The organism is Myxococcus sp. AM011 (assembly GCF_013372595.1).
Taxonomy (GTDB): Bacteria; Myxococcota; Myxococcia; order Myxococcales; family Myxococcaceae; genus Myxococcus; species Myxococcus eversor.
Genome location: NZ_JABXEM010000018.1, coordinates 51,244 through 69,305 on the forward strand (window position 1 = coordinate 51,244; position 18,062 = coordinate 69,305).

Genomic DNA, 18,062 nt, shown 5'->3' on the forward strand with positions numbered 1-18,062 from the left:
GCTTCCCACATGGACGCGATGCGGGGTGCGGTGACACGATGCCCGGGTCGCCCGGCCCCTCCTCCGGCACCTCGGGCGCCTCGAACGTCACCTGGAAAGGTCGTGGGCCATGTCGGCGCAGTATGACCAGATTGGAGAGAAGGTCGCGGACTGGGACGTGCTGCCGGTGCGCTCGGAGTACATCGAGGGCTACACCTTCTTCAAGGCGCTGGGCCCGGTGGACGGACTGGACGTCCTGGACCTGGCGTGTGGCGATGGGCTCTACACGCGACAGTTCAAGGAGCGAGGCGCCAGCCGGGTGGTCGGCGTCGACATCTCCGAGGAGATGATTCGCTCCGCGCGGCGGCTGGAAGCGGAGAGACCGCTGGGCCTCGAGTACCACGTGTCGGACGTCGCCGACCTGGCGTCCCTGGGCACGTTCGATGTCGTGACGGCTGTCTATCTATTGCATTACGCGCACTCGCCCGAGCACATGTCGCGGATGTGTCGGAACATCCATGCCCACCTGAAGCCGGGGGGCAGCTTCGTCACCTATTCGTTCAACCCCGAGTTCAGCGCGCTGGGTCCCAACAGCACCCGGTATGGCGTCACGATGTTGGACTTCCCGGAGTCCCCGAGCGAAGGACAGACGCTCTTCCTGGAGCTGCACACGAAGACGCCCTTCACCATCCACTTCCCCTACTGGAGCCGGGCCACGTACGAGGTCGCGCTTCGCGAGGCGGGCTTCCACACCCTCACGTGGATACGCCCCGAGTGCTCCCCCGAGGGAATCGCCCGATATGGCCGGGAATTCTGGCGGGACTATCTGGAGAACCCTCACGCGATGGCGCTGCGGTGCGAGCGGTGAGCCCCGAAAGGAATGTCACGAATGTCACCTCCCTATCTTGTCCTGCGGGTGGAGGATCCCCAGGAAGGAGCCCGCGCCCGGCTCCACTACAAGCGCGACCAGCCCTCACGCAGTTGGATGACCGGCGTGGCCTTCTCTTCACCTCCTCCCACGCCCATCACCCTGGAGCTGCGTGGGACGGATGAGGAGGGGTGGGTGCTGGGAGATTTGTGGCTGACGCCCATCTGCGTCATGTCCCATCGCCTGCATGCGGTGTTGAAACAGGCGGGCGTGGACAACCTCGCCACCTATCCCGCCATCCTGAGAGACCCGGTGACGGAGACGGACCACACCGACTTCGTCGCCTTCAATCTGGTGGGCAGGCGTCCGAAGGCGGACCCGGGCGGAGCCCTGTTGTTCCGGCTGGAGGAAGCCGTGAATGTCATCGTGATTCACGACACGGTCCGCCGCGCGATTGAAGACGCGGGCATCGACACCTTGACCTTCCTCGAGCCCGAGGACTTCGCGGGCTGAGGCAGGCATCGAGGAGCCCGGATGGACAGGCCGGGGCTCCTCGACAGCCTTCAACCAGGGGCGTCGCTCAGTCCGCGAAGCGGTCCTCGAAGGTGGCCAGCTGACCCTCCAGCCGCCACTGCAGCGCGGCGCGCTTGTGCGTACCAAGGTAGCCCTGGCAGGCGGAGGACGGGTTGGCCCCGCCAGGGACGTCCTGGGCGCAAGCCGGGACGCGCCTGGAGAAGTCATCGCGCTGGGCCCAGAGGCTGTCTCCCTCCACGAAGGCGTGCTCCATGCTGGCGCGCGCCAGTTGCTTGAGCGTCCTGTAGTCGAGCCCCTGGACGGTGGCGGCGGCGATGTATTCCTGGGTGATATCTCCGCGGAGGATTCCGGAGTCGTCCGTCGCCAGCGTCACGGGCACCTTCTCCACGAGGTATGCGGAGAGGGGGTGGTCAGTGCCCTTGATGCCGAGCAGGACGTTGTTGGAGGACAGGCAGATCTCCACCAGGACGCCAGCCTCGTGCATGTCGCGCAGGAGGGCCTCGACGCCCTCTCCGTCCGTCTCGCCCAGCACGTCCACGCCGTGGCCGATGCGCTCCGCATGGGCCAGCTTGACGGCGTTGCGGATGTGGAAGCGCAGATGGCCCTGGTCCTCGGGCGCGAGCACCTCCGGAATCAGCTCGCCCGCGTGAAGGGAGACGTGGACCTCCTTGCGGCCGACCGTGTTGTCGTTGTGGTCATCCAGCGTGCCCAGCGCGAACATCTCGTCGTTGTAGTACGCGAGCGAGTTCGGGTGCTCCTCGGGTGACACCAGGTTGACGCCGACAATCTCCGGCACGCGCTGGGCCAGCTCGAAGGCATACACCCACTGGCCGAAGACGTTGGCTCGCGTCGCCGTGCGGTTGGCGGAGACGAGCAGCCGCACCTCCACGTCACAGCCCGGGTCCGCCTGGGGCGTGTCACACTGGAGCAACCGCCGGCTTCCCGAAAGGGTGCTGGCGATGCTGCTGGCCTGACGCGCCAGTGCCGCCTGGAAGTCCGGCAGGGCGATGAGCTGCTCGCGCTTCGCCAGCAGGGTCGGGGCATCCCAGACGTCCGTGGGCGAGAACAGCGGCTCCACGAGCCGGCCGCCGGTGCTGGCGCCGAAGCCCTGCATCAGCTCCACGTACACCTGATGGTGATGGCCCGCACGGGAGATGATGTCCGCGTAGCTGTCGTCACTGCGCGCATCGGTCTGCACCGCGCCGTACTTGCCGAAGGCATCGAAGAAGTGCTGGTGGGCGGCGAGCAGCGGGCCGGAGAAGCCCTCCATGGACCAGGCCCCCATCACCGCGTCGTAGAGGGCGCGGTCCGTTCCGGTGTTCGCCAGGGGCGTGGCTCCCTGCGCGCAGGGATTGCTCGCCACATAGGTGGTGGTGTCGACGCACGCGCCGTCCTCGGCGCCCCACTGGATGAGCTTCTCCGTGGTGATGGCGCCGGAGGTGTGGCTGTGCAGATCTCCTCCCTTGGGCATGTCGCGAAGGAAGGCGGCGAGCGCGGTGGGATTCCTCCGCAGGGACTCCATGTGCTCCTGGGTCCGCTCCTCGGGGTCATCCTTGCACGCACTCAGGCCCAACCCCACCACGACGGCGAACACCGGAAGCTTGCTCATGCGGAAGACCTCACAGGCGGAAAAAGCCTGATGAGAGTCTTTTCTGGAGGGCCGGTCTCTGACCTCCCGGGGCAGGTCTTCGTATGGATCTCCACGAAAGAGGCCCAAGCCGAGGTCAATCACACTCATGGACAGGGATGATGTGGCCAGAATCTCCGCGAACACGGGACGGGGCGCCCCCAGTCCCTGGAAGAGGTCCTCCTCACTTCGACGGGCGCACCATCCGCGCTCGGACCGGAGCACGTCGGCTCGCGCGGCGACGCAACATCCGCCACAGCACCACGGGCACCCCGAGGAGAACCACCGCCGCCACCAGCACCGGCCACCAGACCTGCAGCAGGATGAACAGGAGGAACGGCCACGTGTAGAGCTCCATGTCGCCGTCAGAGGACGCGCGCGCCGGGAGGGCGGTCAGCACGGCGGTGAGACATCCGACGACAACGGCTCCATTCACGTGTCGCACGAGGACGCGGGTGAAGACCTCCCTCGCAATGCCAAGACACCGCATGACCGCTCCCCAAGTGGATGGGCCCCTGAATCTGCGTTCATTGACCCTGCAACTCGAACATTCTAAGAAGTTCAGGGTCCGCCCGATACGCCAGTGAAGGCGCGTCGGAGCCACCCCCTCAAGACACGAGGCACCACGCGATGTTGACGGAGACGGGCGAGTCCATCCGCGGCGGCATCCCCGCGCTGAACGAGCTCGACCGAGCGACGAGGCGTGGGCCCCCAGGTTCAACGATGACGATGACGACGTGGCGCTCGCTCCTGACGGGCACCCTGCTCCTGGGCCTGTCCGCCTGTGGAGGCAAGACGACGCCCCCCGAGGTGGAGCCTTCCGTGTGCGAGGCGCCGACGGAGGCGAAGGTGAGCGGCTTCACGCAGTGCGGGCCGACCAACGACGTCACTCCCGTCAACGGATATCAGGGCGAGTTCGCCGCCCTCCAGGACACCGAAGGCGCGGTCGTCCTGCTCGACGGTCGCTGCACCGGAACGTTGATCGCCGCGAGCGCGGGGCCAGTGGTGCTCACCGCGGGGCACTGCGTGGGACTCGGGGACCGGTCGCTGGCGGTCTTCAACTTCGAGGACCAGCCCGATGGCGAGGAGCTCATCACCGAGGGCACCGTCATCGAGCAGTCGATGGAGCCCGACTACGCGCTCATCCAGCTCGACGTGCTTCCCGCCGCGATCGCGCCGCTGCTGTTGACGACCCGGAGCAGCGAGCGGTTGGCCGTCATCCAGCACCCCCGGGGCCGCCCCAAGGTCATCGCCGAGGGCACCTACCTCGATTCGTGCAACCAGCTCGTCTACTACAAGGATTTGGACACCCTCGTCGGCACCTCCGGCGCGGGCGTGCTCAACCGCCAGGGACACGTGCTGGGTGTCCACACCGACGGCGACTGCGATGCGTCCGGCAAGGGCGCCAACAGGGGCTGGACGGCGGAAGCGATTGTCGAAGCGTCCGAGTACCTGCAGGCCGCGGATATCGCCGACCGCTGAAGCCAGATGTGACGCGTGAAGCCATGTCAACGCGGCTGAACACAGCCGCGCGGGTGCTTGTCATGGCGCAAGTACTCCCCAGGGAATGAGGGGGTTGGGACCTAGAGCTGTCTGAATGGGTGCCCCGCGAATTCCGCGGGGTGCTCACCTCGAAAGGTCCCCCATGACAGTCACCCTTCGCTCGCTCCGGGCGCCGCTGGCCATCGTGCTCCTCCAGCTCCTCTCCGGTTGCGAGGACTCCCCCTCCCCTTCGACACCCGACGCGGGACCGTATGTCTGGGATGGGACGTACACCGAGCTCGAGGACCACGGGGACTGGCAGGATCCAGGTCCGCTCGCCCCGTGCTCCTCCAGTGCGGTCGCCGCGCAGGAGGGCGCCTGCGATGACCTGTCGCTCTTCGACCTGTCGCAGTGCGATTCGCAAACCCTCTCCACGATTGCGCCGGAGGGCATCTACCTGGCCGATGGCCGAGGCGAGCGCCACTTCGCGGACGGCGGCGTGAGCATCACCAACCTCCCCATCGGCTTCCTGCTCAAGGAGGATGGCGGGACGATGTTCGACGAGCCCCTCCGGCTCAAGGAGACGCAGGGAGGACGCTTCTCCCTCATCGGTCGGCTGACCCGCTCGGACCTCACCGTCTCCGTGGTGGGCTGCGAGGCGCCCGCTCCGAACGTCATCACCGGCTGCTTCGCCTACTGCCGCCGGGGGAGGCTCAGCCTCAAGGGCACCTTCGAGGCCCACCGGGTCGCCCTGTCGACCGGGGAGCCCGAGTCCTCGGGGGGGCTCCAGCTCGTCTCCGAGCGCTTCGTTCCGGTGGGTCTGCCCGCGGACATCTACGTCGCCAAGGGCCACGCCTACGTCGTCTCCCTGCCGGACAAGGGCCGGGCCGGTGGGCTCACCGTCATCGACGTGCGGAACCCCACCTCCCCCGTCGTCACGACGACCATCACCCTGCCCGAGGACAACTCCTGGAACGGGGTCTGGGCCAAGGGCGATGCCCTCTACGTGGCCAGCAACGGCACGGGTCCCATCGTCTACGACATCTCCAACCCCGCCCTCCCCACCTTCGTGAAGAGCCTGCCGACGGGGGACTTCGGCGCGCACACGGTGCTCGTCGACAATGACCGGCTCTACGCCATGGTCCCCAATACGGGCACCCACGTCTATGATTTGACGGAGCCCCTCAATCCCATCCTGCGCACCATCATCTCCCTGCCCGAGGACGCGGAGCTGGGAGGTCCGCACGATGCCTTCGCGTACGAGAACCGCCTGTACATCAGCAGCTCCTTCGGCGGCTACAACGTGGTGGACGTCACCAACCTGGACAACGTCAGCCGGCTGGGTCGCTACGAGCGCTCCATCGATGAATACGCGCACCACAGCGCCGTGGGCACCTTCGGCGGAAAGACCATTGCCTTCGAGGGCGGAGAGTTCAACGCCTCTCACGTGCGCGTGCTGGACGTCAGCAATCCAGCCCGCATCGTGAAGATTGGCGAGTTCCGCATGCGCCATATCACGTCGATGCACAACCTCATCCTGCGCGGCAACCTCCTCTACGTGGCCTGGTATCACGAAGGGCTGCGCGTGCTGGACGTGTCCAATCCCACCAGGCCCAGACAGGTGGCGCACCACCACACCTTCCGCGAGAGCGACCCGTTCCGAGGCGACAGCCTCTTCGAGGGCGCCTTCGGCGTCCGCATCCCCGGCGACGGCTACGTGTACGTCGTCGACTCGTCGCGAGGCCTGCTCATCTTCAACGAGCTGTAAGGGCCGGAGGAGCGTCATGCCCGGGCACGCGAGACACCCGGGCTGACGCTCCTCGGGGCTCAGTTGACGAGCAGGACCTTGCCCGTGCCGCCCTTCTCGGCGTGCTTCTGGGCTTCCTTCGCCTCATCCATCTTGAATGTCTTGCCAATGGGGATGATCAACTCGCCCTTGGCCACGCTCTCCCCCAGTTGCGCGAGCCGGCGGCCGTCCGGGTGCGAGTGGAAGCTGCGCACCTCGAGCCCCTTCTCCTTCGCGCCCTTCGGCGGCCCCACCACGCTGCCCACGATGCCGCCGCGCTTCACCTTGTCCAACACCACCGCCACGGCCTCGCCGCCCACCGTGTCCGCCACGGCGTCCAGCGTGGGCAGCTTCGCGACGTCTTTTGGATCATCCAACGCGACGACCCCGTCCGCCCCAAGCTTCCGGGCCTCCTCCAACTGGGTGGCCCGCACGCCGGCCCAGACCTTCGCCCCGCGCGCCTTCGCCGCGAACAGGGCGGCGCGCCCCACCGCACCCACCGCGCCGGTGATGAGCACCGTGGCCCCCTTGGCGACCTTCATCTGCTCTTCAATCAACTGCACGCCCGTCAACGTCACCAACGGCAGCGCGGCCGCGTCCTTCAGCTCCAGCGCGTCGGGCACCTTGGCCCATACGTCCACGGGGGCAACCACCGTCTGCGCATAGCCCGAGGACACCACGCCCATCACCCGGTCGCCCTGCTTGAAGTCCTTCACGCCCTGCCCCACCTCGACGACCTCACCCGAGACGTCCCTCCCCAGGATGGCGGGGAACGTCACGGGCATCGCGTCCTTCATGTCGCCTCGACGAATCTTCCAGTCCACCGGGTTGATGCTCGCGGCGGTGACGCGGACCTTCACCTCGCCCGGCCCCACCTTCGGCTCGGGCATCTCTTGCACGACGAGGTTCTCCACGTCCCCATAGGCCTTCAGCACGACTGCTTTCATGGATGCCTCCTTGCTTGAATGAAGCGGCACGAAGCGCGCTCCCGCAACGGAGCAACGATAAGTACCGACGGAGGGAGCGCCATCGGTCGCGACCGCCTGCCCCCCTGGCCCCTCACGAAAGAACCCGTGCTGTCACGGCCGCAAGTCGTAGACCATGCGCAGCGGCAGGCCGCCCCGGTCGATGTCGACCTCCAGATGCCGGAACTTCTTGAGCAGCATGTACTGCTCCAGCGCCTTCTCCGTCGAGTCGAGCGCGATGCCGTTGATGCGCTGGAGGACATCGCCGCTCTGGAGGCCCAGCTTCTCGTACACGGAGCCAGGCCGGATGGAGAAGAGCTTGAAGCCCTGGGGCTTCCCATCCTTGAACGACGGAACGATGCGCGCCTGCGTGAGCGCGGAGCCCCGCGTCCACTGGTCCAGGTCCAGATAGGAATCAGGCACCTCGTAGGTGTGCTCGCCCACCCGTCGGATGCCTCCGCCACTGTCGCTGCTCGCGGACACCGGAGCGCCAGTCGACGGTGGCCCCCCGGGCCCCTCGCGGTCGATGACCTCCTGCTGTCCTTCCCGGGTGACGATGATGCGCTCGCGTTCGATGACGACGACCTCCGCGTCCTGGAGCACGTCCCCCACGCGGAGGCTGCGCACCCGCCGACTGTCGAGGTCCTCCACGGAGGCGAGCGACCAGAATGGCTCGCGCGACGTCAGCGTCCCCACGAGCTTCGCGCGCCGCGCGCTCCGTCGTGGCCCGATGTAGGCGGGAGGAGGACCGAGCGGGAGCCGGTCCTTGACGCCGAGCAGACGCGCCAGTGGCTCGCTGCGCAGCTCCAGCCGTGCCTCGGTGCGGGCGAGCTGGACGGGTCCCGACGGTGTCGAGCCCAGGCTGGAGATGGGAATCGCGAGCTGGAACTCGGTGATGAGGTGGACGGTGCGCGCGGCAATCAGCGCGGCCACCAGGAGGAAGGCACAGCTCACCAGCCAGAAGTGCTTCTGGAGAAGGGGTCTCATCATGGCGACAGGCATGAGCAAGCACGAGGCCAGGGAAAGCCACACACGAGGCTTCATTCGGAAGACGCAGCGCCGCGAGCGAAAGCAACACACGGCGGGTGCTCGCGGGATTGCCCGGATTGTCACGGGGTAGCGAGATGTCCGAGACAAGCTGTCACGATGGACGCTGGCGTCATCGCTGGGGTATCCAGCCGCCCTTCATCTTCGCGGAGCCGTGCATGTTCATCATCTCTGGGAGTACGCCGAAGCAGCAGGAACTCGGCGAGCAGCGTGCACCCTGCCCCGACTGCCACCAGGAGACGGCCCATCGGCTCCAGCGTCACTACCGGGTGATTCACCTCTTCTGGTTCCCGCTCTTCTCCCTGGGAACGAAGTACGCGCGGGTCTGCGGACGCTGCAACCTGCACTCGGCGGTGCCGGAGCAACAGGTAGGCCCCGTGCCGATGGCGCCGCTGCTGCACCGCATGGGGGGTCTGTTTCCGCTGGCCGCGCTGACGTTCTGCTGCGTGGGCTTCCCGCTGGTCAGCACCATGGGCGCCCTCATCTCGGGTGATTCGGACAGCCCCGCGCAGGAGCAGCAAGCGGGCAGGCAAGGCTTCGACCAGCGCTTCGAGGCCCAGGCCGAGGACCTGGCCGCGCGGACCACGATTCAGTCCGAGCTCCAGGCGCTGGGTCACCGGTCGATGGAGGTCTCCGCCAGCTCCGCCTCGGTGAAGGAGCACGTCATTCGCGTCATCACCGCGCAGTCGCCCCGCCTCAAGAAGGTGAGCGACGGAGACCGCATCCGGCTGCTGGAGCTGATGGAGGCGGAAGCGGACAAGAGCTTCGTCAACGCCGAGGTCTTCCTGGGCCTCCGAGGCAGGCTTCTCTGGGGTGGGTATTCCCACCGCGCCCCCGGTGGGAAATGGCAGCGCGTCGTGGACGGCACCACGGCGAGCCCCATGGTTGATGCCTTCGAGGCGCTCCTCGCGCGCGAGGCCGCATTGCCTCCCTCGGCGCCGGATGCGGTTCCCCTTCCCGAGCCGACGGACGCTCCCGCGGTGGTGGACGACACGGCGCGGTGAGCAGCCCGCCTCCGGTGCTCATGGGCCCGGAGCAGTCACGCGGTCAGCGCGCCTGAAGGACTTCCGGAGCGGGCGCGTCGAGCGTGTCGAGGAACGCGAGGATGAGGCGGGCACAGCCGTCCGGGTCCTCCAGTGGGAAGAGGTGCCCGCCGGGGAACTCCTCGAGCCGGGCCCCCGGCACGACTCTCCGGGCGCGCGCGAAGGCCGACGCCGCGAGCGTTCGCGTGTCATGCCCCCGCACGATGAGGGTGGGCACCGAGATGGAGCGCAGCGAGCTCCAGAGGCCCTCCGGCGTCGTCTCGAAGACGCGGGCCTCCCAGGCGCGAGGGATGGTCAGCTTGAAACCGCCCTCCTCCGACTCCATGAGGCCATACGAGAGGTAGTCCTGGAAGCAATCAGGGTCGAAGCCCTGGAACAGGGGCTTCTTGCGATAGCTCGCGGCTGCCTCCTCGCGCGAGCGCCAGTGCTCGCGACGACGGCGCGCCAGGCTCGCGGGAGGCACTCGACTTCGCTGGCCCAGCAGCGTCAGCACGTCGAGCACCAGCTTGCGCATCCCCGAAAACAACACGGGGTCCAGCGTGACGATGGCGCGAAAGAGGCCCGGCTCCTTCACGGACGCCAGCAGCGTCGCCACGCCGCCCATGCTGTGTCCCACGCCGATGACGTCCTTCAGTCCGGCGGCGCGCAGCGCGTGCGCCAGGTCGTCCGCCATGTCGTTCCAGGTCCGCATCGTCAGCGGGTCCGAGCCCGGCACGAGCCAGCGGCTCCGCACCGAGACGACGTGGTAGCGCGTCTTCAACAGCTCGATGAGCTTGCGGTAGGTGCCGGGCGGAAAGCCGTTGGCATGCGCCAGGTGCAGCACGGGGCCGGTGCCGCCCCAGTCATCGAGTTGAAGGGCCTCGCTCATGGCCCTGTCGGGATACCTCGAACCGCGCCCGCTGTCTCGCGCCCCGGTGAGCAGCCAGCGGGCGGGATGCGCTCCACAGCAGGCGGTCCCTCCTGGGAATGGTGGACACGCCCGGGCCGCATCGGGAATGGATGGAAGGGATTGCCCCCGTGTCCCTGGTCCATGTGGGAAAGCCAACGGCGAGACAGGCCACGGTGTGAAAGGCGACGGGGCCGAGCCTGGAGGCTGGTGGGTCCTGTCTCGCCACGGCCACAGTCCCCCACCTCCAGCATCGGTATCCGCTGGAGACTTCCGTGCCACACGGAGGGGGGACATGGCGCCGCTGTTCCGTCCGGGGACCGACTCGCTGCTGCGGGGGCTGATCGCCCTGGCGCTGGGCGTGCCCGCGGTGTCCCTGGCGGGGTTGCTGCTCCTGGCGCGCAACCCGCTGGGTCGTGGTTTCTTCTCGCCTCGGGAGCAGCCGGTGGAGTTCGACCACCGGCATCACGCGGGCGACGAGGGAATCCCCTGCGGATACTGCCATGAGGGGGCCTGGCGCTCGCCCGTGGCGGGGGTGCCTCCCACGCAGCGCTGTCTGGGCTGTCACGCGCAGGTGTGGAACGAGAGCGCGAAGCTGGAGCCGGTGCGCGCCAGCGGCTTCGACGGGATGCCCTTGCAGTGGAACCGCGTGCACGCGCTGCCGGACTACGTCTGGTTCAGCCACCAGATTCACGTGAACAAGGGCGTGGGCTGCGTCACCTGTCACGGGCGGGTGGACACCATGGCCGCGGTGCAGCAAGTGGCGCCCCTCACCATGGGGTGGTGCCTGGAGTGTCATCGAGACCCGACCCCCTGGCTGCGGCCGCTGTCCGAAGTCGCCAACCTGACGTGGCGTCCTCCGGGTGACGCTCGCGAGACGGGCCGCGCCGTGCAGGCCGCCCTGGACGTGCACCCCCGCACGAACTGCAACACATGCCACTTCTGACCGACACCTTCCCCCTTCCGGTGTTGCAGGACGCGTCCGTCGCGCCCGCGGCGCGTGAGCCCGGCCCCGTGCGCGCGTGGCGCAGCCTGGAGGAGTGGCAGGCGGGAGGGCCCGGACGAGAGGCGCTCCTGCGCGAGCTTCCTCCCGGCGCGGCCACGCCGCCCGAGGGCCTGGCGCGGCGCACCTTCCTCCAGCTCGCGACGGCCTCACTGGCGGCCGCGGGCTTCACGGGGTGCTTCCGGCAGCCCCCGGAAAAAATCCTCCCCTATGCGCTGCCTCCAGAGGGACTGACGCCCGGCGTGCCGCTGCACTTCGCCACGGGAATGGAGTGGAACGGGCGCACGGTGGGGCTGGTGGTGGAGAGCCACGAGGGCCGGCCCACCAAGGTGGAGGGCAATCCCGAGCACCCCGCGAGCCAGGGCGCGGCGGGCATCTTCGAGCAGGCCTCGCTGTTGGGCCTGTACGACGCGGCGCGGGCGCGGACGGCTCGGCTCCAGGGAACGGAGGTCGCGTGGAGCGTGCTGCGCGAGGCGCTCGCGCAACGGGCCACGCGCACCGACGGGGGCGCGGGCCTGCGCTTCCTCGTCGAGCCCACGGGCAGTCCGCTGGTGCAGGCGATGTTCGCACGCATCCAGGAGCGCTTCCCCCGCGCGCGGTTCATCCCCTTCAGCGCGGACCTGCCGGACGGGAGCGTGGAGGGGACGACGCTGGCCTATGGCCGTCCCTTGGACGTCGTGCACGACGTGGGGCGCGCGGTGGTGGTGTCGCTGGACGACGACTTCCTCTCCACGCTGAAACCGGGGCAACTGCGCGCGGCGCGGGACTTCGTCGCCGCGCGGCGGCCCGAGGCGCTGAATCGGCTGTGGGTCGCGGAGAGCACGCTGACGCTCACCGGCGCCTTCGCGGACGAGCGGTCTCGGATGAAGCCCTCGCAGGCCGTGGCGCTGGCGCTCGCGCTGGCGGCGGACGTCGGCGCCAACACGGGCCACGCGGCGCTGGCGGGGCTGCGTCCGCCGGGCACCACGCTGGGGGAGGCACAGCGCGCCTGGGTGCGTGAGGCGGCGAAGGATTTGCTCGCGCACCGGGGCCAGGGGCGCGTGACGGTGGGCGCGCGGCAGCCGGCGCTGGTGCATGCGCTGGCGTTCGCGGTGGACGAGGCGCTGGGCAACGCGCCCTGGCTCGTGGAGCCCGTCGCGCAGCCAGTCGGTGGCACTGAAGCGCTGGCGTCGCTGGTGGGTGAATTGCGCGCGGGACAGGTGGACACGCTGGTCATCACCGCGTGGAACCCCGTGTACGCGAGCGCGGTGGACTCGGGCTTCGCCGAGGCGCTGGCGCTCGCGCCCTTCCGTCTGTACCACGGGCTGCACGAGGACGAGACGGCGGCCCTCTGTCCCGCCTTCGCCCCGGCGACCCACCCCTACGAGTCCTGGCGCGACGGTCGGGCGCCGGACGGCACCGAGTCCCTGCTCCAGCCGCTCATCGCGCCCCTGTTCCCTGGCGCGGTGCAGGAGGTGGAGGTGCTGGCGACGTTCGCGGGCCTGGAGTCGAAATCTCCCTACGCGCTGCTCAAGGACCTGTGGCGTGAGCGGACGGGGGCGAGCGCCGACTTCGAGTCGCGCTGGGAGGCGTGGCTGGGGGTGGGCGTCGTCCCGGACACGCGGGCACCCCGCGCGCGGGCCCGGCTGGATGAGGCCGCGGTGGTGGCGGCCGCGCGACCGTCGGCGCCTCCCTCGCGGGGCCTGGAGCTGGGGCTGGTGCTGGACGCGCGGCTGTACGACGGCCGCTTCGCCGGCAACGCGTGGCTCCAGGAGCTGCCTGACCCGGTGACGAAGCTGACGTGGGACAACGCGGCGCTGCTGTCCCCGGCCACCGCGCGCCGCCTGGGACTGGAGAAGGGCGACGTGGCGCGGCTGGAGCTGCGCGGGCAGGCGGTGGAGGCGCCCGTACTGGTGCTGCCCGGACAACCGGACGACACCGTGACACTGGCGCTGGGGCATGGGCGCGAGCGGGTGGGTCCCGTGGGCCAGGGCGTGGGCGTCAACGCGTACCGGCTGCGCCACCTGGATGCGCCGTGGGGGGCTCCGGGACTCACCGTCACGCGGACGGGAGGGCACCACGCGCTGGCCCTCACCCAGGAGCACTGGAGCATGGACGGGCGCCCGCTCGCGCTCCAGCTCACGAGCGGCGAGTTCCAGGCAAGGCCCCTGGCGCTGAAGTCGCTGCAGGAGGACCACGAGCGGCTGTACCCGCTGATGCCGATGGCGAGCGACACGCACCAGTGGGCGATGGCCATCGACCTGCACCGGTGCACGGGGTGTAGCGCGTGCATGGTGGCCTGCCAGGCGGAGAACAACGTGCCGGTGGTGGGCAAGGACGGCGTGCTCAAGAGCCGGGAGATGCACTGGCTGCGCATCGACCGGTACTTCCTGGGCGACCCGGACGACCCGGGCGTCATCACCCAGCCGGTGGCGTGCGTGCACTGCGAGGCAGCCCCCTGTGAATACGTGTGCCCGGTGAATGCCACCGTCCACTCGGACGAGGGCCTCAACCAGATGGTCTACAACCGCTGCATCGGCACGCGGTACTGCTCCAACAACTGCCCCTACAAGGTCCGCCGCTTCAACTACCTGGAGTACCAGCAGCGCGAGCCGCTGGACCGCCTGCGCCAGAACCCGGACGTCACGGTGCGCTCGCGTGGGGTGATGGAGAAGTGCACGTACTGCGTGCAGCGCATCGAGCGGGCCCGGCTCGTCGCGCGCTCCGCGCGGCGGGACATCCTCGACGGTGACGTGCGCACCGCCTGTCAGCAGGCGTGCCCCACGGAGGCCATCACCTTCGGGGACCTGCTCGCGCCCGCGTCGGCGGTGAAGCGGCGGCACGAGGACCCCCGGCACTACCGCCTGCTCAACAACCTGGGCACCCGGCCCCGCACGGTGCACCTGGTGCGGCTGAAGAACCCGGCGCCGAAGAGGGGCCCATGAGCGACGCCGACCCGCAGGTGCCCGCGCCCGGAGACCCGCTGGTGGTGTATCCGCTGCTCGACGGGCGCTACTCCGACCGCGAGTACAGCGAGTCGCTGCTGGACTTCGTGCACGCCCCGCCCCGTCGGGCGTGGTGGGGGCTCTTGGCGCTGGGGCTCGCGGGCACGGCGGTGCTCACCTGGGCCATTTGCGTCACGCTCTTCGTGGGCGTGGGGACGTGGGGCAACAACATCCCGGTGGCGTGGGCCTTCGGCATCACCAACTTCGTGTGGTGGATTGGGATTGGCCACGCGGGCACCCTCATCAGCGCCATCCTGTTGCTCCTCCAGGAGAAGTGGCGCGGGTCCATCAACCGCTTCGCGGAGGCGATGACGCTCTTCGCGGTGATGTGCGCGGGCCTCTTCCCGCTGCTGCACCTGGGCCGGCCGTGGAAGTTCTACTGGCTGGTGCCCTACCCCAGCAGCTTGAGGGCCTGGCCCCAGTTCCGCTCGCCGCTCACGTGGGACATCGCCGCGGTGAGCACCTACCTCACGGTGTCGCTGTTGTTCTGGTACGTGGGCCTGCTTCCGGACCTGGGCACCGCGAGGGATACGGCACGCACGCCCCGGGCGCGCTTCTGGTACGGGCTGGCGAGCCTGGGGTGGCGGGGCTCCGCGCGCCACTGGCGCCAGTGGCGCACCGGCTACCTGCTGCTGGCGGGGCTGGCCACGCCGCTGGTGGTGAGCGTGCACACCATCGTGTCCTTCGACTTCGCGGTGGCGCAATTGCCCGGTTGGCACACCACCGTGTTCCCGCCGTACTTCGTCGCGGGCGCCGTGTTCAGCGGCTTCGCGCTGGTGCTCACGCTGCTCATCCCCGCGCGCCGGGCGCTGGGAATCGAGCACGTGGTGACGCTCGGCCACCTGGACAACATGGCGAAGGTGCTGCTCGCCACCGGGTGGATGGTGACGTACGGCTACCTGCAGGAGCACTTCTTCGCCTGGTTCAGCGCGGACCCCTACGAGATGCACGCGACCGAGGCGCAGTTCTTCGGGCCGTACGCGCCGCTGTTCTGGATGCAGGTCTTCTGCAACGTGGTGGTGCCGCAGCTCTTCTGGTTCCCCCGGCTGCGAACGAACGTGGCCGTGCTGTGGGTGGCCGCGCTCCTGGTCAACGTGGGGATGTGGACCGAGCGCTTCCTCATCGTGGTGGCGTCGCTGAGCATGGACTTCCTGCCCTCGTCCTGGGCGGCGTACAGGCCCACCTGGGTTGACTGGAGCCTGCTGGGTGGCACGGTGGCCTTCTTCGGCACGGCCTTCCTGTTGTTCCTCAAGCTGGTGCCGCCGGTGTCGATGAGCGAGATGAAGGAGCTCCAGCGCGAGGTGGACGGCTCGCTGCGCTTCCGCCAGGAGCACGCGGGCTCGTCGGGCACGAAAGGCGGTGCCCCATGAGGCGCTGGGTGCTGGGGGAGTTCGCGTCCAGCGACGCGCTGGTGGCCGCGCTGAAGGGACTGCGCGCGCGGGGCTTCGACCGGTTGGATGCGTACACGCCCTTCCCGGTGGAGGAGACGTTCGAGGCGCTGGGGCTGAAGCGCTCGAAGCTGCCGATGCTGACGCTCCTCGCGGGGCTGGGCGGCGCGGGCTTCGCGTACCTCACCCAGTGGTTCACCAACGCGGTGGACTATCCGCTCAACGTGGGAAGCAGGCCCCTGCACAGCGTGCCCACGAGCATCCCCATCGCGTTCGAGCTGGGGGTGCTGTCCGCGGCGCTGATGGTCTTCGGCGCGCTGATGGTGCTGTTTGGCTTCCCACACGTCACGCACCCGGTGTTCGAGGTGGAGGCCTTCCGCAGCGCGTCCGTGGACGGCTTCTGGGCGAGCGTCACGGTGGATGGAGACACGCCATCGATGAACTCCGTGGAGCAGGCGCTGCGTGAGCTGGGCGCGCAGCGGGTGTCGGTGGTGGTGGAGGGGGCGCGATGAGAGGGCGGATGCTGCCGGTGCTGCTGGGGTGCCTGGCCGCGTGTGACGACACGGACCCGCTGGCTTCGCAGCCACGCGCGGAGGCGTTCGGGGCGAGCACCTTCTTCGAGGATGGTCGGGCGATGCGGCCCCTGGTGCCGGGGACGGTGGCGCGAGAGTGGCTTGCCTCGCGCGGCGAGGGACCGGCGTGGCGACAGGGGCTGCAAGCCGATGGCGGCTGGGTCCAGGAGGTGCCGGAGCCGTTGACGCGCGAGCAGTTGGAAGAGGGGCGTGCGTCCTATGAAACCTGGTGCGCGGTGTGCCACGGCTTGACGGGAGATGGAGACAGCCCCGTCGCGCGGAAGATGCCGCAGCGCCGGCCCCCGGGCCTGTTCGTCCCGCACGACCACGCCACGCAGGTCGTCTACGGCGTCGAGGAAGGCGAGGCGCCCTACACGGGAACGCGGGCGGTGGCCTCGCATGTGGGGCCGCGGCCGTTCCCCCTGCCACGGGAGGTAGGGGGCTTGGGAGCCGTGCGGGACACGCGAGGCTTGGGGAGCGCGAGTTCGTCCGAAGCACCGTCGGGTGATGGCGGCGTGACATACCGCGAGGTCGACGTGGAGCGGGCTCGACAGGTGGCGCTCGTGGGCGAGCACGGTGCTCCGATGGAGGGCCAGTTGGACACGCCTTCCACGGGAGAGCTGCCACATCCCTCGGGCTTCTACTTCGCCGTCATCTCCAACGGCTTCGGCCTCATGCCCGCATACGGCGCGCAGCTTCCACCGCGCGAGCGCTGGGCCATTGTCTCGTATCTGCGGGCCCTGGGCCGCAGCCAGCGCGCGTCGCTCGCCGCCGCGCCTCCGGACGTGCGGGAGCGACTGCTCCAGGAGGTCCGAGCGCCATGAGGCCCCCCGCCCTTCCCCGCTTCGAGGGAGGCCAGCGCCTCCAGGCCATCAGCGCGGGCCTGGGCGTGCTGGGTCTCGTGGCCACCGCGCTGGGGGCCTTGCTGGACGTGCGGCGGGCGCTGTTCGGCTACCTCTTCGGCTTCAGCTACTGGCTGGGGTTGTGCCTGGGCGCGCTGCTGCTGCTCGCCATCTTCCACGCCACGAAGGCGCGCTGGCCGGTGGTGCTGCGGCGCGCGCTGGAGGTGACGGCCTCCACCGCGCCGTTGTTCCTGCTGCTCTTCATCCCCCTGGCGCTGGGAATGCGGCACCTGTACCCGTGGGTGGCGCCGTCGCTGGAACTCGGCGAGGAGGCGCTGCATGTCCTCGCGCACCGGCGCCCCTACAACAACCTGCCCTTCTTCCTGGCGCGGGCGGCGCTCTACTTCGTCACCTGGGGACTCGTGGGTCACCTGCTCCTGCGCTGGTCCGTGCGCCAGGATGCGACGGGCGACCTGCGCTGGACGTCGTGGCAGCGGAGGCTGGGCGGCGGCGCGCTGCCCGCGCTGGCCCTCACGTTCTCCTTCATGACGCTGGACTGGATGATGTCGCTGGAGGCGACGTGGCAGTCCACGGTGTATGGCATCTACGTCTTCTCCGGCGCGTTCGTGGGTGCCATCGCGCTGATGGTGGTCGCGGGCGAGGCGACGCGCCAGACGCAGCACTTCGGCAGCCTCCTGTCCCCCGGCCACTACCACCGGCTGGGCACGCTGATGTTCGCCTTCATCTGCTTCTGGGCCTACATCGCCTTCGCGCAACTGCTGCTCATCTGGGTGGCGGGGCTGCCCGCGGAGGTGGGCTGGTACCGCGTCCGCCTGCGGGCCGGCTGGGGCGACGTATCGCTCCTGCTGCTCCTGGGCCACTTCGTGCTGCCCTTCGGAGCGCTGCTGTCGCGCGAGCTGAAGTCCCGCCCGCGCTACCTCGCCATCGTGGCGCTGTGGATGCTGGCGATGCACGCCGTGGACGTGGCCTGGCTGCTGTTCCCCGCGCTGTCGCCGGAGCGCCTGGCCGTCCCCTGGACCGCGCTGACCGCCTGGG

The 18,062-nt window shown here is 69.3% G+C and carries 16 protein-coding genes; 11 read left to right on the forward strand and 5 right to left on the reverse strand.

Going from position 1 to position 18,062, the window contains the following annotated elements; all coding sequences use genetic code 11:
* The first annotated feature begins 109 nt into the window (after nucleotides 1–109).
* A complete protein-coding gene (locus HUW62_RS06110) occupies nucleotides 110–847 on the forward strand; it encodes a class I SAM-dependent methyltransferase (RefSeq protein ID WP_163864880.1) in 738 nt (245 codons plus the stop codon).
* Between the two features lie 21 nt (nucleotides 848–868).
* Nucleotides 869–1,360 (forward strand): hypothetical protein, encoded by a 492-nt coding sequence (locus HUW62_RS06115; RefSeq protein ID WP_163864879.1) that lies wholly within the window; start codon nucleotides 869–871, stop codon nucleotides 1,358–1,360.
* Between the two features lie 67 nt (nucleotides 1,361–1,427).
* Here HUW62_RS06115 and HUW62_RS06120 read toward each other — a convergent pair whose 3' ends face one another.
* Nucleotides 1,428–2,990 carry an adenosine deaminase gene (locus HUW62_RS06120; RefSeq protein WP_163864878.1) on the reverse strand — a complete coding sequence of 521 codons (1,563 nt, stop codon included), beginning with the start codon at nucleotides 2,988–2,990 and terminating at the stop codon, nucleotides 1,428–1,430.
* A gap of 202 nt (nucleotides 2,991–3,192) precedes the next feature.
* A complete protein-coding gene (locus tag HUW62_RS06125) occupies nucleotides 3,193–3,498 on the reverse strand; it encodes a hypothetical protein (protein ID WP_176433848.1) in 306 nt (101 codons plus the stop codon).
* 239 nt (nucleotides 3,499–3,737) lie between these two features.
* On the opposite strand from HUW62_RS06125, the gene HUW62_RS06130 reads away from it, so the two are divergent.
* Both HUW62_RS06130 and HUW62_RS06135 read left to right on the forward strand, forming a co-directional pair.
* Complete coding sequence (locus HUW62_RS06130; RefSeq protein ID WP_176433860.1) at nucleotides 3,738–4,490, forward strand: serine protease; 753 nt, start codon at nucleotides 3,738–3,740, stop codon at nucleotides 4,488–4,490.
* A gap of 163 nt (nucleotides 4,491–4,653) precedes the next feature.
* Nucleotides 4,654–6,258, forward strand: a complete 1,605-nt coding sequence (locus HUW62_RS06135; RefSeq protein WP_163864876.1) for an LVIVD repeat-containing protein — start codon at nucleotides 4,654–4,656, stop codon at nucleotides 6,256–6,258.
* Between the two features lie 59 nt (nucleotides 6,259–6,317).
* Here HUW62_RS06135 and HUW62_RS06140 read toward each other — a convergent pair whose 3' ends face one another.
* Nucleotides 6,318–7,223: an NADP-dependent oxidoreductase gene (locus HUW62_RS06140; RefSeq protein ID WP_163864875.1), complete on the reverse strand. Its 906-nt coding sequence runs from the start codon at nucleotides 7,221–7,223 to the stop codon at nucleotides 6,318–6,320.
* A gap of 132 nt (nucleotides 7,224–7,355) precedes the next feature.
* Complete coding sequence (gene gspC, locus HUW62_RS06145) at nucleotides 7,356–8,231, reverse strand: type II secretion system protein GspC (RefSeq protein ID WP_176433849.1); 876 nt, start codon at nucleotides 8,229–8,231, stop codon at nucleotides 7,356–7,358.
* Between the two features lie 215 nt (nucleotides 8,232–8,446).
* On the opposite strand from gspC, the gene HUW62_RS06150 reads away from it, so the two are divergent.
* Complete coding sequence (locus HUW62_RS06150) at nucleotides 8,447–9,292, forward strand: hypothetical protein (RefSeq protein ID WP_176433850.1); 846 nt, start codon at nucleotides 8,447–8,449, stop codon at nucleotides 9,290–9,292.
* A 43-nt stretch (nucleotides 9,293–9,335) separates the two neighbouring features.
* Here HUW62_RS06150 and HUW62_RS06155 read toward each other — a convergent pair whose 3' ends face one another.
* Nucleotides 9,336–10,199, reverse strand: a complete 864-nt coding sequence (locus HUW62_RS06155) for an alpha/beta fold hydrolase (protein ID WP_176433851.1) — start codon at nucleotides 10,197–10,199, stop codon at nucleotides 9,336–9,338.
* A gap of 313 nt (nucleotides 10,200–10,512) precedes the next feature.
* Between HUW62_RS06155 and HUW62_RS06160 the strand changes: the two genes are divergently transcribed.
* The 6 genes from HUW62_RS06160 to HUW62_RS06185 form a co-directional block, all read left to right on the forward strand.
* A complete protein-coding gene (locus tag HUW62_RS06160; RefSeq protein WP_176433852.1) occupies nucleotides 10,513–11,163 on the forward strand; it encodes a cytochrome c3 family protein in 651 nt (216 codons plus the stop codon).
* The gene (locus HUW62_RS06165) at nucleotides 11,151–14,144 is read left to right on the forward strand and encodes a TAT-variant-translocated molybdopterin oxidoreductase (protein ID WP_176433853.1); all 2,994 of its coding nucleotides are present in this window, start codon (nucleotides 11,151–11,153) and stop codon (nucleotides 14,142–14,144) included. The genes HUW62_RS06160 and HUW62_RS06165 overlap by 13 nt, the downstream gene beginning before the upstream one ends.
* Nucleotides 14,141–15,574 carry an NrfD/PsrC family molybdoenzyme membrane anchor subunit gene (gene nrfD, locus HUW62_RS06170; RefSeq protein ID WP_176433854.1) on the forward strand — a complete coding sequence of 478 codons (1,434 nt, stop codon included), beginning with the start codon at nucleotides 14,141–14,143 and terminating at the stop codon, nucleotides 15,572–15,574. The genes HUW62_RS06165 and nrfD overlap by 4 nt, the downstream gene beginning before the upstream one ends.
* On the forward strand, nucleotides 15,571–16,104 hold the full coding sequence (locus tag HUW62_RS06175) for a DUF3341 domain-containing protein (RefSeq protein WP_176433855.1): 534 nt from the start codon (nucleotides 15,571–15,573) through the stop codon (nucleotides 16,102–16,104). Before nrfD ends, HUW62_RS06175 begins: the two co-directional genes overlap by 4 nt.
* The gene (locus HUW62_RS48040; protein ID WP_217911153.1) at nucleotides 16,101–16,988 is read left to right on the forward strand and encodes a cytochrome c; all 888 of its coding nucleotides are present in this window, start codon (nucleotides 16,101–16,103) and stop codon (nucleotides 16,986–16,988) included. The genes HUW62_RS06175 and HUW62_RS48040 overlap by 4 nt, the downstream gene beginning before the upstream one ends.
* The coding region (locus HUW62_RS06185) for a hypothetical protein (protein ID WP_176433856.1) at nucleotides 16,985–18,062 on the forward strand (1,078 nt) is incomplete at its 3' end. The genes HUW62_RS48040 and HUW62_RS06185, both read left to right, overlap by 4 nt.